Origin of the sequence: uncultured Serinicoccus sp. (assembly GCF_947500995.1) — a bacterium.
In the GTDB taxonomy this organism is placed as follows: domain Bacteria; phylum Actinomycetota; class Actinomycetes; order Actinomycetales; family Dermatophilaceae; genus Ornithinicoccus.
Window position 1 is genome coordinate 122,402 of the sequence record NZ_CANMUA010000006.1, and the last position, 13,898, is coordinate 136,299.

Consider the following 13,898-nt stretch of genomic DNA (forward strand, 5'->3'; position numbering starts at 1 on the left):
CAGCTCACTTCCCTCGTGCTCAGTCCCATTCGAGGCCGCCCCTGCTCCACTCGTAGACGAAGGGCACCGACACCACCACCAGGAAGAGCAGCATGGCCAGGACGGAGAAGAGCCCCACCTGGTCGAACGCCACCGCGAAGGGGTAGAGGAAGAGCACCTCGACGTCGAAGACGATGAAGAGCATCGCGGTCAGGTAGTACTTCACCGGCACACGGCCACCCTCGTGGGCCTGCGGCGTCGGCTGGATCCCGCACTCGTAGGCCTCGGCCTTGGCGCGGTTGTAGGTCGTCCGCCCCAGCAGGGCACCCCCGAAGACCGACCCGAAGGCGAACAGGAGGCCGAACAGCAGGAAGAAGACGACCGGCAGGTACGGGTGGTAGTCCATCAGAGCCAGCACTCCTTTCGAGAGATGCCCGGCGTCGGGCTCGCCAGGGTCGCGCGCGTTCCAATCCTAGGGGTGGACGTGGCCGTCATGCCGCAGGGGTCATCCGGCTCAGCGCGTTGATCACCCGGTCGTCCATCCCGCCGCCGCGCTCCTGCGGCAGGTTGGCCATGATCTTGAGGAGCAGGCGCATGAGGGAGCGCCGCGGCAGACCGTACCGCACCGCCAGGCGCATGACCTCCGGCTTGCCGATGAGCGTGGCGAAGTGGCGGCCCAGGGTGTAGTAGCCGCCGAGCGAGGCCTTCATCGCCGCGGTGTAGGAGTGCAGCACCGCCTCGGTCTCCCCCGGGGTGGGCCGCACCAGCGCCGAGGCGATGACCTCGGCGGCGTGCCGGCCGGACTCCATCGCCTCGGCGATGCCCTCGCCGTTGAACGGGTTGACCATGCCCCCGGCGTCGCCGACGAGCAGCAGACCGCGGTCGTAGAGCGGCTGGCGGTTGAAGCACATCGGCAGCGCCGCTCCCCGGATCGGCCCCTGCTGCGTCTCCTCCGAGAACGTCCAGTCCTCCGGCATCGTCGCGATCCACCGACGCATGACGTCGCGGTAGTCGAAGGTCCCGAACTCCTCGGCGGTGTCCAGGATGCCCAGCCCGACGTTGGCCGTCCCGTCGCCGACGGGGAAGATCCAGCCGTAGCCGGGCATGAGGACATCCCCACGACCCTTCTCGGCGTCGTCCCCGCGCGCCCAGAGCTCGAGCCAGGACTCGAGGTAGGGGTCGGCGTGCCGGGGGGTCTCGAAGTAGGCGCGCACCGCGACCCCCATCGGCCGGTCGTCGCGCTTGGGGCGGTCCATGGCCAGCGAGAGCCGGCTGGAGTTGCCGTCGGCGGCGACGACCACCCGGGAGCGGAACTCGCGGCGCTCGCCGGTGGGGCGGCCCTCCGGGCCCATGACCTTCGCGCGCACGCCGCAGATGTGGCCGCGCGCGTCCAGCACCGGCTCCTGCACGTTGACGCCCTCGAGCAGGCGGGCGCCGCGGGTCACGGCGTGCCCGGCGAGGATCTCGTCCAGGTCGTGCCGCGTCCGGACCAGACCGAAGCCCGGGAAGGTCTCGTTCGCCGGCCAGTCCAGCTCCAGCCGCATGCCCCCGCCGAGGATGCGCAGTCCGCGGGTGCGATGCCAGCCGTCGGCCTCGTTGATGGGCACGCCGAGGCTGATGAGCTCGCGCACGGCGCGCGGGGTGAGGCCGTCGCCGCAGATCTTGTCGCGGGGGAAGGTGGACTTCTCCAGGAGGAGGACGTCGAGCCCGTGGGCGGACAGGTATGCCGCAGCGCTGGCCCCTCCCGGCCCGGCTCCCACGACGATGACGTCGGCGGTCTCGACCTGCTCACTCACGCTGTACGCCTCGCTTGTGACAACCTTCACGAACGCTGCCGAGTCTAGGCCCGGCCCTCACGCAGATCGGCCCAGGGGGGCCTGAGAGCGAATACGTCATACGACCCGCTCCAAATCCCGGGCGGGCGCCACCTCACCGCGCCAGGACGTCGGCGAGGCGCAGCGCGCGCCCATGCTGCTCGGCCAGCTCCGCGGACTGGGCGAGGAAGAGCTCGGCGCAGGCCAGCGCGTCGGTGAGCGCCGAGTGGGCTCGGTAGCGGGGCAGCCGGTAGTGCCTCCGGCAGGCGTCCAGCCGCAGCCGTCCGGAGGCCAGCTCCGGCGTCGGGACCCGCAGCATCCGCTGCGCCAGGGTCAGGGTGTCGACCACCTGGAGCGGGACGTCGGTGCCGTAGAGGCGGCGACAGGCCGCGGAGAGGAACGCCGTCTCGATCTGGGCGAAGTGCGCGAGCAGCACCCGGCGCACGGGCCGCGCATCCTCGGCCCCCTCGACGTCCCCGGTCCGCAGCGCCTCCAGCACCCCCGGCAGCACCAGGGCGAGGTCGGGGCGGTGCGCGAGCCGGTCGTCGGTCAGGCCGTGGTGGACCGCGGACTCCCCCACGGGTCCCTGCGGCCGGACCAGCTCGTGCCGGGCCCGCGCCAGGACGATCCTGCCGTGCACCACGGGCACGTGCCCGACGGAGAGGACCTCGTGGCGGCGCGGGTCGAGCCCGGTCGTCTCCAGGTCCAGCGCCAGCAGCTGCACCTGCGCCAGCGGGGTCCGGGGGTCCACGGCGGACGCGGCGGCCAGGTCGGCCAGGGCGGTGCCGGGCGTGGGACGAGCACGACGACCGGGGAGCAGCTCGCGCAGGCCCATCAGCCCACCTGCGGCGAGCGGGACGACAGGCCCTGCTGCGCCGCCCGCACGATGGCGAAGGCGTCCCGCAGGTGCCGCCGGTCCAGGCTGCCCAGCCGGCGCGGGTCGAGGTGGTTGTCCGGCGCCTCCCCCGCGGCCACCTGGGCGGCCTGGTGGCGCAGCCGGAGGTAGGACAGCAGCTCCAGGGCGTCCGTGAGGTCCGTCGCGGTCTCCGCCGCGATGACGCCCGCGTCGCGCGCCGCCAGCAGGCGCGCGCCGGTCCCGAGCGCCGTGGACCGTGCGCGCAGGGCGTGGACCCGGGCGAGCTGCACGATCGCGGCGATGCCCCGCTTGAGGTCGAGGGTGTCCCGGTGCTCGCCGGCGTCCTCCAGCACGAAACCGCGGAAGAAGCCGATGGGCGGACGCATCCGGGCCGCCTGCGCGGTGAGGTGGGCCAGCAGGAGGTCCGAGCGCCCGCCCAGCGGCACGACCTCGGCGCGCAGGCCCTCGACGAGCTCGGCCTCGCCGTGCACCGCCCGCATGTCGTAGAAGATGGCCGCCTGCAGCACGGCGTCCGGGGCGGGCTCGTCGCTCCACCGGCCGAACTGCGCGCGCCACCCGCCCACCCGCAGCCGCCACCGCGGGTTGGTCGCCATGACGTCGCCGTCGCACCGGGGCAGCCCGCAGGCCTCCAGCCCCTCGGTCACCCGCTCGGCCAGCGCGGCCCACCAGGGGTCGGAGGGGTCGGCGTCGTCGGCGAGCACGAGGGCGTGGTCCTGGTCGCCCCCCAGCCCCTGCTCCTCGCGGGCGGCCGACCCCAGGGCCACCCAGGCGTAGCGCCCCGGGGCGGGGCCGAGCGCGGACTCGGCCAGGACGACAAGACGTCGGGTCAGCGCGTCGGTGAGGGCCGCCACGACGCGGCCCACGTCCGCGGCGCTGGCGTCCTCCCGGACCAGCTGGCCCACGACGGCGGGGATCCGGGCCGCCTGCTCGACCACGCCCGCGACGTCGGCCTGCCGCTGGACGTCGGCGACGACGTAGACCGGGTTGGAGCGCTCGAGCCGCACGAGGTCGGTGGTGGTGACCAGCCCGAGCACCCGTCCGTCCTCCACGACGGGCAGGTGGTGGATGTTGCGGCCGGTCATCTCCAGCAGGGCCTCGAGCGCCAGGGCCCGGGCGGGCAGGGTGACCGGGTCCGGCGTCATGACCTCTGCGACCGGCCGGTCCGGCGAGACCCCCGCGGCGAGCACCCGGCGGCGCAGGTCGCGGTCGGTGACGATGCCGATCAGCCCACCCTCGTCCATGACCAGCAGGGAGGAGACCCCGGCCTCGGTCATCGCCCGGGCCCCCTCCGCGACCGTGGCCGAGGGTGCGACCGAGACGGGGTCCACGCGCAGCAGGTCGCGCACCGCGGTCTTGAGGACCGCCGAGCCGCGGGCCGGGGTCTGCAGCTGGGTGATCGCCGCGGTGATGCGGCCGTGGTGGGTGGTGGCGAAGTGGACGGCCACGGCCGGGTGCTCGGCCACCAGCGCGTCGAAGTCCGGCTGCGGCAGCTCGAGCAGCAGCGTGTCCTCCCGGGCGGTCGCGGCATACCGGGTCGGGGCGTGCTCGACGAGGGCGGACATGCCGAACCCGCTACCGGCACCCACCCGGTCGACGAGGTGGCCGTCGTCGGTGATGTCCACGGCACCGGACCGCACGAGGTAGAGGCGGTCGCCGCGGTCGCCGGGGCGCAGCACCACGGTGCCGCGCCGGGCGTAGCTCACGGTGCACCGCGAGGGGAGGCGGTCGAGGACGTCGGCGGGCAGCGTGTCGAAGGGCGCGTGCTCGGCCAGGAAGTCCCGGATCTCGGCGAGCTCGACGTCCATGGCCCCGCCGTCCTCCTACGCCGCGGCGTCCGGGGTGGCGGCGTCGCCCGGGGCGACGGCGTGGTGCAGGGCGACGACACCGCCGGTGAGGTTGCGCCACCGCACCTGTCCCCACCCCGCGGCCCGGACCTGCTCGGCCAGCTCGCGCTGCGCCGGCCAGGCGCGGATGGACTCGGCGAGGTAGACGTAGGACTCGGGGTTGGAGCTCACCCGGCGGGCGACCTGGGGCAGGGCCCGCATGAGGTAGTTGCGGTAGACGGTCGAGAAGACGGGCACCACCGGGCGGCTGAACTCGCACACCACCAGGCGCCCGCCCGGACGGGTGACCCGCCCGAACTCGCGCAGGGCCACGCCCACGTCGGCGACGTTGCGCAGGCCGAAGCTCACCGTCACCACGTCGAAGGCGTCGTCGGCGAAGGGCAGCCGCATCGCGTCCGCGGCGGTGAAGGGCAGGTCGGGGCGGCGCCGGTAGCCCTCGGCGAGCATGCCGTGGGAGAAGTCGGCCGGGACCACCTGGACCCCCCGGTCGGCGTACGGCTCGCTGGAGGTCCCCGTGCCCGCGGCGATGTCGAGCACCCGCTCCCCGGGGGCGGCGTCGACCGCGCGGGTCACCGCGCGCCGCCAGAGGTGGTCGATGCCCCCGGTGAGCACGGTGTTGGTGAGGTCGTAGCGCCGAGCCACCGCGTCGAACATCCGGGCCACCTCGTGCGGTTGCTTGTCCAGGTCGGCTCGCGTCGGGCTCATGGCGGGCATTCTCCCACCACCTCCTACGATGGTCGGCTGTGGCTGTGACCCGTCCCGTGCCCCGTCTGCGCGCGGTGCAGGAGCCCGGCGTGGCGGGCCTCCTAGACTGACTCTCGTGGACCGCGACATGCACGGTGGGCCCGACTCGGGCGGGCCGGAGGCGCGCGGCTCGGAACCCGGATTCGTCGGGGTCTCGCGGCATGGGCTGGTCGCCGGGCTCACCGCCGTCGTGGATGAGCTCCGTGCCGGCGGATCGTCACGCTGGGTGTCGCTGGAAGCACCGTCGGGATGGGGCAAGACTCGCATCGCACGTGAGCTGTATGCCTCGCTCGCGGCACGGCAGCAGTCACCGGCGTACTGGCCGCCGCACATCACCGCCGACAGCGCGCTGAACGCCGCCGAGGTCTCGGCCAGACGCAAGAAAGTCAACCCCGCCGTCGCCCATGAGCCCGGGAGCCTGCCCGGCTACCTCTGGTGGGGAATCAGCTGTTCGTCGCGGCACGGGGTTGCCTCCATCGCCCTCGCCCAGGACATCGGCGTTCTCGAGGCGCACGGCCCCTACCTCGACGACGCCTGGCGGCGGCTACCGCGCACCGGCAGGGGCGCCGACGACGCCCGCGCGTTCGCGCTCGCCGCAGCCGACGAGGGGGCGATGCACCTGGCCGACACCGTGGTGCAGGAGGCGCTCGGTGCCGCCGTGCCCGGGTTGGGGCTCGTGCGCTGGGTGGGCGAGTGGGCGTGGAACAAGGGGCGTGACCGTAGCGAGCGTCGCACCCGGCTCGAGAGCGCAGAGGCGGTCGCCCCCCAGCACGACGACATCGGTGACCAGGTGGTGTCGATGCTCACCCGGCTCGCGCGACCGGAGCTGCCCGCCGTGCTCGTGGTCGAGGACCTCCACGACGCCGACCCTCTGCTCGTCGACGTGCTGGGTCGACTCGTCGCCTCCGACCGCGCGGTGCTCGTCATCTCGACAGGCTGGCCCGGCCACCTCACCGAGAGCCCGGAGGTCGCCGCCGCGTGGGACCGCCTGGGCGAGCACCTGGTGCGGGTCTCGAGCGAGGACTGCACACCGCTGCCCTCACCCTTCCCGCCGGACGCGAGCCTCGCCCCGCTGGACGAGCAGGACCTGTCCACCATCCTGCGGCATTACTACCCCCAGGTGGACGGCGAGACCGAGCGGCTCGTCCGTGAGCGCTACGCCAACCCCCTCGCCCTTGAGCTGTTCTGCCAGATCGACCGGGTCCGCCGCCGCTTCGGCGACCGGGAGCTGCGCCTCACGGCCGCCGACATCGACCACCTGCCCGCCACGGTGCGAGGGCTGTACCGCCAGCACTGGATCGAGCTCCCCGAGACGGTGCGCCACGCGCTCGCGGTCGCGACCCTCGGCATACCCGTCGTCCTCGAACCCACCACCGGCCGCTCACCCCTGTGGAACCAAGACCTCATGGTCGAGGCCCTGCGGGCTCTGGAGCTGCCGGACGTCGCCGAGGTCGCCGACTCCCTGGAGACCGCCTCGACGTCGTACGCGTGGGCGCGCGCCGTCACCGACACTCTGCGCCGGTTCGCCGAGCCCGACCAGCTTCAGGTCGCCGTCGAGGACCACCGTTCTTACCTCTTCGAGGATGAGATCCGGGTCGTGAAGAACCTCTTGGCGGTGCGGCTCGCCGGCCGGGTCTCGCGGGAGCCCGACCTGGAGCAACGCGAGCACGCGGCCCGGCTGTTGCTGGCCCTGGAGGCCGAGGGCTTCGTCGACGACCCCGGCCTTGTCGCCTCGGCGACCTTGGCACTGCTGGACCTGTTGCGGGACGACCCGAGGGAGCTGCGTGAGCGGATCCGCGTCGCGGAGCACGCGCTCACTCGCCTCGACCCCGTGTCGGGTGCCGGCGTCTCGTTGCGCCGCGACCTCGGCCAGGCGCAGCGCCTGCTCGGGCGCCAGGCCGACGCCGAGCGCACTCTCCTCTCGCTCCTCACAGACCTGGAACGGGACCGTGCTGCCCACGACCCAGACCTGCTCGACGTCCGTTACCAGTATGTCGCCAACCTGGGCAGCGGGCTCCTGGGCCCACGCCACCGCGAGCTGGAAGAGCTCGAACGCGACACCGCGGCGGTGTTCGGCGAAGGTGACCGGCGAACCCTGCGAGCGGCCAATGTCGCAGCGATCGCCCTGAGCGAGCTGGGTCGCGTCGACGATGCCGTTCACACCCGGCGCGACCTGGTGCGGCGGGCGGAAGCGGCCCTCGGCAGCAGCGACGAGACGACGTTGTTGCTCCTCGCGAATCTCGGCTACGACCTCCGGGATGCCGGAGCCCGCGACGAGGCACGAGAACTCTCCGAGCACGTCCGCAGCAGACGGGCTGACGTGCTGGGCCCTCTCCATCCGGACACCCTGTGGAGTCGGCGACACGTCCTCTCGTACGCGGTCTCGGACGGCCGCTTCGCCGAAGCCGCCGAGCAGTACCAGGCGCTGTGCCGCGAGGTGGACGACGGGGTCGGCCCGTTCCACCCCGAGGCGCTCTGGGCACTCGATGGATATGCCGACCTGCTCACCCACATCGGCGGAGTCGACGAGGCGCTCCATATCCGCGACGAGCTCGTCCGGCGGAGCGAGCTGGGCTCTGGGCGGCATGGGGTGGCAGCCCTGCAAGCGCGGCGTGACAGGGCCGGGCTCCTGGCCACCCAGGGCCGGTTCGATAAGGCCGGGACCGAGTACGACCAGCTCGTCGACGACATGGAACGCGTGCTGGGCCCCCTCGACGCCCTCACCCTGGGTGCCCGCAGGGCGGCCGCGCAGCTTGTTGCCGACATCGAGGGTCCGCACGCGGCCGTTCCTGAGCAGCGGCGGCTTGCCGAGGAGGCCACCGTGGCCCTGGGCCGAGGACACTGGCTCACGGTCTCCGCGACGCGGGAGGCCGCCGTCAGCGTCGCAGCCGCTGAGGGACCGGATGCCGCCGTCGAGATCCTGCAACAACTGCTCGACGACCAGCGGGTGACCGGGACGGCCGACCCTGCAGGCGTGGCAGCGACAGTGGCCGATCTCGCCTACGCCCATCGCTCAGCTAGGCGCCATGAGGTGGCGCTGACCCTCGTCGAGGACGAGATCAGTCGGCTCACGAGCGTTCTCGGACCTGTCTCGGCGCCCGTCGTCCAGCTGCGTAGCGAACACGCCCTGACGCTGCACCTCGCCAGACGGAGCGAAGAAGCGATCACGGTTTTCCTCGACGCGCTCCACGACCTCGACGAGGCACGTAGCGACACAGACCCCCAGGTTCTCTGGCTGAAGACCTCACTCGGCGATGTGTTGAGCGAGTCAGGGCGCACGGCCGAGGCGGTAGAACTGCTGCAGCAGACCTACGCCACCGCTGACGTCGCGCTCGGCGCCGCACACCAGTCCACACTTCGCGCCGGAATCCGGCTCATGTGGGCGATGCAGCGCGCACCAGGGACCGGCCCAGAGTCCTTCGCCCTCGGGATGCGCCTGGTCGGACCCGTGCGCGCCGCCTACGGGCCTCGCAGCCCTCTCTATGAGTCCGTCCTCACCGCGCTGGCCAACGGCACAGTCGCCGCGGTCGAGCGCGAGGACGAGGTCGAGACCGCTGCAGCTCTCCTCACCCCGGTGGTGCCCTATTTGGAGGAGTACGTCTCGCTGATCCAGGCAGACCCGTCCTCGCGTCCCTACGACCTGGGGTATGCCCACCTTCGGCTCGGGTACGCGCGTTTCTTTACCGGCGATCCCCGGTGCTGCGAGGACTTCGCTGTCGCCGTACCCGGACTCGAACACGCGCCAGACGGAGACACCACCGAGCTCGAATCGTGCCGAAAACTCATCGAGATCGCCCGCGGCGTGTACGGGCCGGGCTGACGCCGCTGAGGTCCGTCCTGGTCACCGCCCCCCAGCCACGGCATGGTGGATGGCGAGCACCCGCCGGTGAGGTCGCGTCACCGAACCTGGCGCCAGCCGGCCACCCGGACGACCGCGCGGCCAGAGGTGGTCCAGGTCGGCTCGCGCCGGGCTCATGACGGGCACTCTCCCACCACGTCCTACGATGGTCGGCTGTGGCTGTGACCCGTCCCGTGCCCCGTCTGCGCGCCCGCACCCTCGCGGTGGACGCGCCCGGCGACCTGCTCACCCGTATCCCGGACGAGATCGACCCCAGCGAGGTCGTGGCCTGGCTGCGCGAGGGCGACGGCCTCGTGGGCTGGGGACGGGTCGCCGGCGTGCGCTCGAACGGCGCGGACCGGTTCGTCGAGGCCGAGCGGTGGTGGACCGCGGTGCAGGAGCACGCGCAGGTCGAGGACGGTGTGCGGCTGCCGGGCACCGGGCTGGTGACCTTCGGGTCCTTCACCTTCTCCCCGGACTCGGCCGACGCCAGCGTGCTCACCATCCCCCGGGTCGTCATCGGCCGGCGGGACGGCCTGGCCTGGGTGACCCAGGTGGTGGTGGACGACGAGCCGTGGCCGACCGCGCACCCGGCCGAGCTGCTCGGGCGCACCAACGCCGACATCGAGGTCCTCGACCCCCTCGTGGAGGCCCCGGGCGCCGTGGCCGCCGACCGGTGGCCGGAGGTCGTGGACCATGCCGTCGGGCGGATCGGGCGCGGCGAGGTCGCGAAGGTGGTGCTGGCCCGCGACGTGCAGGTGCGGCACCGCGACGGGCACGTGGTGCGGCTGGCCCCGGTGCTCGAGCGGCTGGAGAAGCGGTACGCCGCGACCTGGACCTTCGCCGTCGAGGGGCTGGTGGGGGCCACCCCGGAGATGCTCGTGCGGCTGCAGGGCGGCCGGGCGCGCTCCCGGGTGCTGGCGGGCACGATCCGCCGGCCCAACGGCATACCCGTGCGCCGGGTCGGGGACGCCCTGGCCGCCGCGCCCGACCCCGAGCACCCGGTGGACCCGCGGCTGCGGCTGGTGAGCAGCGAGAAGGACCTCGACGAGCACGCCTTCGCGGTGCGCTCGGTGGCCGAGGCGCTGGCCCCGCACTGCGCGGACCTCGTGGTGCCGGAGGCGCCCTACGTGCTCGAGCTGCCGGACGTCTACCACCTCGCGAGCGACCTCACCGGGACGATGCGCAGCGGGGCCACCTCGCTGCGGCTGGCCGCGGCGCTGCACCCGTCGGCCGCGGTCTGCGGGACCCCCACCGACCCCGCCGCGCGGCTCATCGCCGAGCTGGAGGGCATGGACCGGGGGCGCTACGCCGGGCCGGTCGGGTGGATGGACGCCTCGGGCGACGGGGACTGGGGCATCGCGCTGCGCTGCGGCGAGCTCGCCGAGGACCGGCACTCGATGCGGCTCTTCGCCGGCGGCGGGATCGTCGCCGCGTCCGACCCGCAGGCCGAGCTGGCCGAGACCGAGGTCAAGCTCACCGCCATGCGCCACGCCCTGGGGCTCGGCGGGACCTGACGGCTGGAGGTCGACCCGGCGGACCCGGGTCGGCGCTGGTGGCCGGAGGTCGGACCTGAGGGCCGGGGCGTCAGGCGTCGATCCAGTAGCGGCGCTTGGGCACGCCCCCGCCGGGCGGGACCCGGACGTCCTCCAGCACGCCCCCGCAGCGCTCGATGACGGCGGCCGAGGCCGCGTTGGTGTCGTCACAGGTGACCAGCACCCGCTCGACTCCCTGGCCGCGCAGCCGCTCCACCGACAGCCGGAGGATCTCGGTGGCGTGGCCGCGGCCACGGAACTGCGGGGCCACGGCATACCCCACGTGGCCGCCGACCTGGAGCAGGAAGGGGGTCAGCCCGTGCCGGATCGACACCCGCCCCACCGGTATGCCGTCGGCCTCGGCCACGAGGAAGTCGGCCCGGACCCGCCCCCCGGGCAGGTCCCGCCCGTCCGCCTCACGGTGCACCTGCGCGAGGATCTCGCTCCACGTGCCCTCGGCGAGGAGGAAGGAGAAGTCCTCGGCGGCCAGCTGGTCGTGCATCCGGCGCAGCGGCGCCTCGTCGAGGGCCGTGGGCCGGCGCAGGGTGAGCATCACCCCACGATGGCCGCCCCGGCGCGGTCCCGGCCAGCGCTTTTCTCCCGCATCACCGGGGACAGCACGAGCAGGAGGGCGAGGAAGCCGACAACGAGGAAGAGCGCCCGGTCCAGACCGATCTCCTCCGCCAGCAGCCCGATCGTCGGCGCCCCGAAGAGGAAGGCGCCGTAGGCGATGGTCGACACCACGGTGATCGCCCGGTTGCCGCGACCGGGCACCTCCCCCGCCGCCGAGATCGCCGCGGGGAAGATCGTCGCGACGCCCAGGCCCCAGAGCAGACCACCGGCCAGCGCGAGCGCGAGCGAGGAGCTGAGGGTCACCACGAGGATGGCGACCGCGGCCAGCGCACCGCCGGTGCGCACCACCGCGGCCCGGCCGAAGCGCTCGATCGCCGGGCCGCCCAGCAGCCGTCCGATCATCATGGTGAGGTTGAAGGCCGTGAGCGTGAGCGCGCCGAAGGCCGCCGGCGCGCCGTGCACGTCGACGAGCAGCAGCGCGAGCCAGTCGTTGGCCGAGCCCTCGGCCAGCGCCCCCGCCAGGCAGATGAGCCCGATGAGGAGCTCTACCGGGGTGACGCCGCGCCGGGCCGGTCGCGCCCGTGCGGTGGCCACCGTCGCCTCGGCCGCCCCCGGGGTCGGCTCGGTCACCGCCCCGGCGTCGGCGTCGGCGTGACGGGCGTCCTCCACGTCGTCCGGGACCGCCTCGCGCACGAAGTGGTGGGCCCCCCACACCCCGGCCACAGCGCCCACCGCGGCCAGCACGGGCAGCTGGACCAGCCCGATGCCGAGCCAGGCCGCGAGCGCGCCGGAGCCGGCCCCCAGCACCGCACCGCCGGAGAAGGCCGCGTGGAAGAAGGGCATGAGCGAGCGGGAGCGGGCCTGCTCGACGTGCGTGCCCTGGATGTTCATGGCGACGTCCCAGAGCCCGACGTTGGTGCCGGTGAGGACGAGCACGGCCAGGAGCACCGGCACCGAGGGCACGGCTGCCACGGCCGCCCACCCCAGGCACCCGAGGAGCACCGCGCCGATGACCACGCGCCGGCTGCCGAAGCGGTCCACCAGCCACCCGGTGAACGGCATCGCCAGGAGCGAGCCGAGCCCCATACCCATGAGCGCCAGACCCAGCGCGCCGGTGTCGGCGCCCAGGTGGTCGCGCACGGCGGGCACCCGCGCGAGGGCCTGGCCCATGACGAAACCGGAGCTGGCGAAGACCACCAGCACCGCCAGCACCGAGCCGCGCACGTCGCGCCCCACGGGCACTCCTTGTCCTCGACGCCCTCGGAAATCCCCCGGCGCACCAGCGTAGTTGGTCCAGACTGGACCGGTGACCATCTCGCTGCCCGCCCCCGTCGACCTCACCCCCGAGGACCTCCCCCGCATCCGGGACCTCCTGGAGACCGTCTGGTTCTCCGTCGTCCCCGGCAAGACCCTGCAGCACCTCGACGAGGAGATCGACCTGCGGCACGCCCGCGGCATCCCGCGACCCGACGGCCCGCTGCCCGGTGAACCCGCCACCGCCGCGCCGCTGCTCGGGCTCTACAGCACCTTCGACCTCGGGCTCAGCGTCCCCGCCGCCGGCGGCGGGCTCATCCGGGTGCCGATGGACGGGCTGACGATGGTGAGCGTGCACCCGGACGCGCGCCGGAAGGGCGTCCTGCGCCGGATGATGACCGACCACCTGCACCGGGTGCACGAGCGCGGGGAGGCCGCCCTGGCCGGGCTGCACGCCTCCGAGCCGGCGATCTACGGGCGCTTCGGCTACGGCCACGCGAGCGCCGAGGCCAAGCTGACGATCGGGCGCGGGACCACGCTCGCCGCACCCGAGGCGCTCACGGCCCGGGCCGACGAGATCCGCACCCACGTCACCGACCTCGACACCGAGGCGGCGCTCGCGGCGGTCCACCGGACCCACCTGGCCTGCGCCGACGTGACCCTCGGCACCGTCACCCGCCCAGGGTCCACGGAGCAGTCGTGGTTCGCCTTCCGCGACCACCCGAAGGCCCGTGCCGGCAAGGAGCCGAACCGGGTGATGTTCGCCCGTCGGGGCGAGGAGCTCACCGGGTATGCCGTCTTCCGCCGGGAGAGCAGGTGGGACGACGGCCAGCCCGCGGGCGAGGTGAGCGTCGCCGAGCTGGCGGCCGCCGACCACGCCTCGCTGCTGGCGCTGGCCCGTCGCCTGGTCGACATGGACCTCACCGGGCGCACCGTCTTCTGGTCACGGCCGACCGACGACCCCCTCGCCTGGTGGGCCGGCGGGCCGCGCCCGGCCGGCATGCGGGTCTTCGACGCCCTCTGGCTGCGGCTGGTCGACGTCCCGCGGGCCCTGTCCGAGCGGGGGTACGCCGCGGGGGCGCCGCTGGACCTCGTCGTGCAGGTCGAGGACGAGGTGTGCCCGTGGAACGCCGGGCGGTGGCGGCTGCAGGTCGACGGCGACGGATCCGCCCAGGCGGGCCCCACCGACGCCGAGCCGGACCTGGTGACGCCCGTGGCGGCGCTGGGCGCGGCATACCTCGGGGGTCGGACGCTGCTCGCGCAGGTGCCCACCCTCGGCGTGCAGGAGCGCACCCCGGGTGCCGTGGCCGCCCTGTCCCGGGCGATGCGGGCCGACCGCGAGCCGGTGCCGGCGATCGGGTTCTAGCCCGCACCACGGTGGTGCAGGAACGGTGCTGCACCCTGGTCGCCAGGACGACCGGTATGCAGCACCGTTCCGGC

Annotated in this window: 10 protein-coding genes; 3 read left to right on the forward strand and 7 right to left on the reverse strand. The window is 73.9% G+C overall.

Annotated elements, in window-relative coordinates:
• Positions 1 to 19 precede the first annotated feature (19 nt).
• From Q0967_RS10615 to Q0967_RS10635, 5 genes are all read right to left on the reverse strand, one after another.
• A complete protein-coding gene (locus Q0967_RS10615) occupies positions 20 to 385 on the reverse strand; it encodes an NADH-quinone oxidoreductase subunit A (RefSeq protein WP_010146291.1) in 366 nt (121 codons plus the stop codon).
• A gap of 85 nt (positions 386 to 470) precedes the next feature.
• Positions 471 to 1,775, reverse strand: coding sequence for a geranylgeranyl reductase family protein (locus Q0967_RS10620; RefSeq protein ID WP_299449919.1), 1,305 nt, complete (start codon positions 1,773 to 1,775; stop codon positions 471 to 473).
• A gap of 133 nt (positions 1,776 to 1,908) precedes the next feature.
• A complete protein-coding gene (locus Q0967_RS10625; protein ID WP_299449921.1) occupies positions 1,909 to 2,628 on the reverse strand; it encodes an exonuclease domain-containing protein in 720 nt (239 codons plus the stop codon).
• Positions 2,628 to 4,475: a DUF294 nucleotidyltransferase-like domain-containing protein gene (locus Q0967_RS10630; RefSeq protein WP_299449923.1), complete on the reverse strand. Its 1,848-nt coding sequence runs from the start codon at positions 4,473 to 4,475 to the stop codon at positions 2,628 to 2,630. The genes Q0967_RS10625 and Q0967_RS10630 overlap by 1 nt, the downstream gene beginning before the upstream one ends.
• Before the next feature lie 15 nt (positions 4,476 to 4,490).
• Positions 4,491 to 5,219: a demethylmenaquinone methyltransferase gene (locus Q0967_RS10635; protein WP_299449925.1), complete on the reverse strand. Its 729-nt coding sequence runs from the start codon at positions 5,217 to 5,219 to the stop codon at positions 4,491 to 4,493.
• A 115-nt stretch (positions 5,220 to 5,334) separates the two neighbouring features.
• On the opposite strand from Q0967_RS10635, the gene Q0967_RS10640 reads away from it, so the two are divergent.
• Both Q0967_RS10640 and Q0967_RS10645 read left to right on the forward strand, forming a co-directional pair.
• Positions 5,335 to 9,078: a tetratricopeptide repeat protein gene (locus Q0967_RS10640; protein ID WP_299449927.1), complete on the forward strand. Its 3,744-nt coding sequence runs from the start codon at positions 5,335 to 5,337 to the stop codon at positions 9,076 to 9,078.
• Positions 9,079 to 9,272: 194 nt separating this feature from the next.
• Positions 9,273 to 10,613: an isochorismate synthase MenF gene (locus Q0967_RS10645; protein WP_299449929.1), complete on the forward strand. Its 1,341-nt coding sequence runs from the start codon at positions 9,273 to 9,275 to the stop codon at positions 10,611 to 10,613.
• A 70-nt stretch (positions 10,614 to 10,683) separates the two neighbouring features.
• Here the strand turns inward: Q0967_RS10645 and Q0967_RS10650 are convergent, their stop codons facing one another.
• The gene (locus Q0967_RS10650) at positions 10,684 to 11,184 is read right to left on the reverse strand and encodes a GNAT family N-acetyltransferase (protein ID WP_299449931.1); all 501 of its coding nucleotides are present in this window, start codon (positions 11,182 to 11,184) and stop codon (positions 10,684 to 10,686) included.
• Positions 11,184 to 12,440, reverse strand: coding sequence for an MFS transporter (locus tag Q0967_RS10655; RefSeq protein WP_299449933.1), 1,257 nt, complete (start codon positions 12,438 to 12,440; stop codon positions 11,184 to 11,186). The genes Q0967_RS10650 and Q0967_RS10655 overlap by 1 nt, the downstream gene beginning before the upstream one ends.
• 70 nt (positions 12,441 to 12,510) lie before the next feature.
• Here Q0967_RS10655 and Q0967_RS10660 point away from each other — a divergent pair, with 70 nt between their 5' ends.
• Positions 12,511 to 13,824: a GNAT family N-acetyltransferase gene (locus Q0967_RS10660; protein WP_299449935.1), complete on the forward strand. Its 1,314-nt coding sequence runs from the start codon at positions 12,511 to 12,513 to the stop codon at positions 13,822 to 13,824.
• Positions 13,825 to 13,898: the final 74 nt, after the last annotated feature.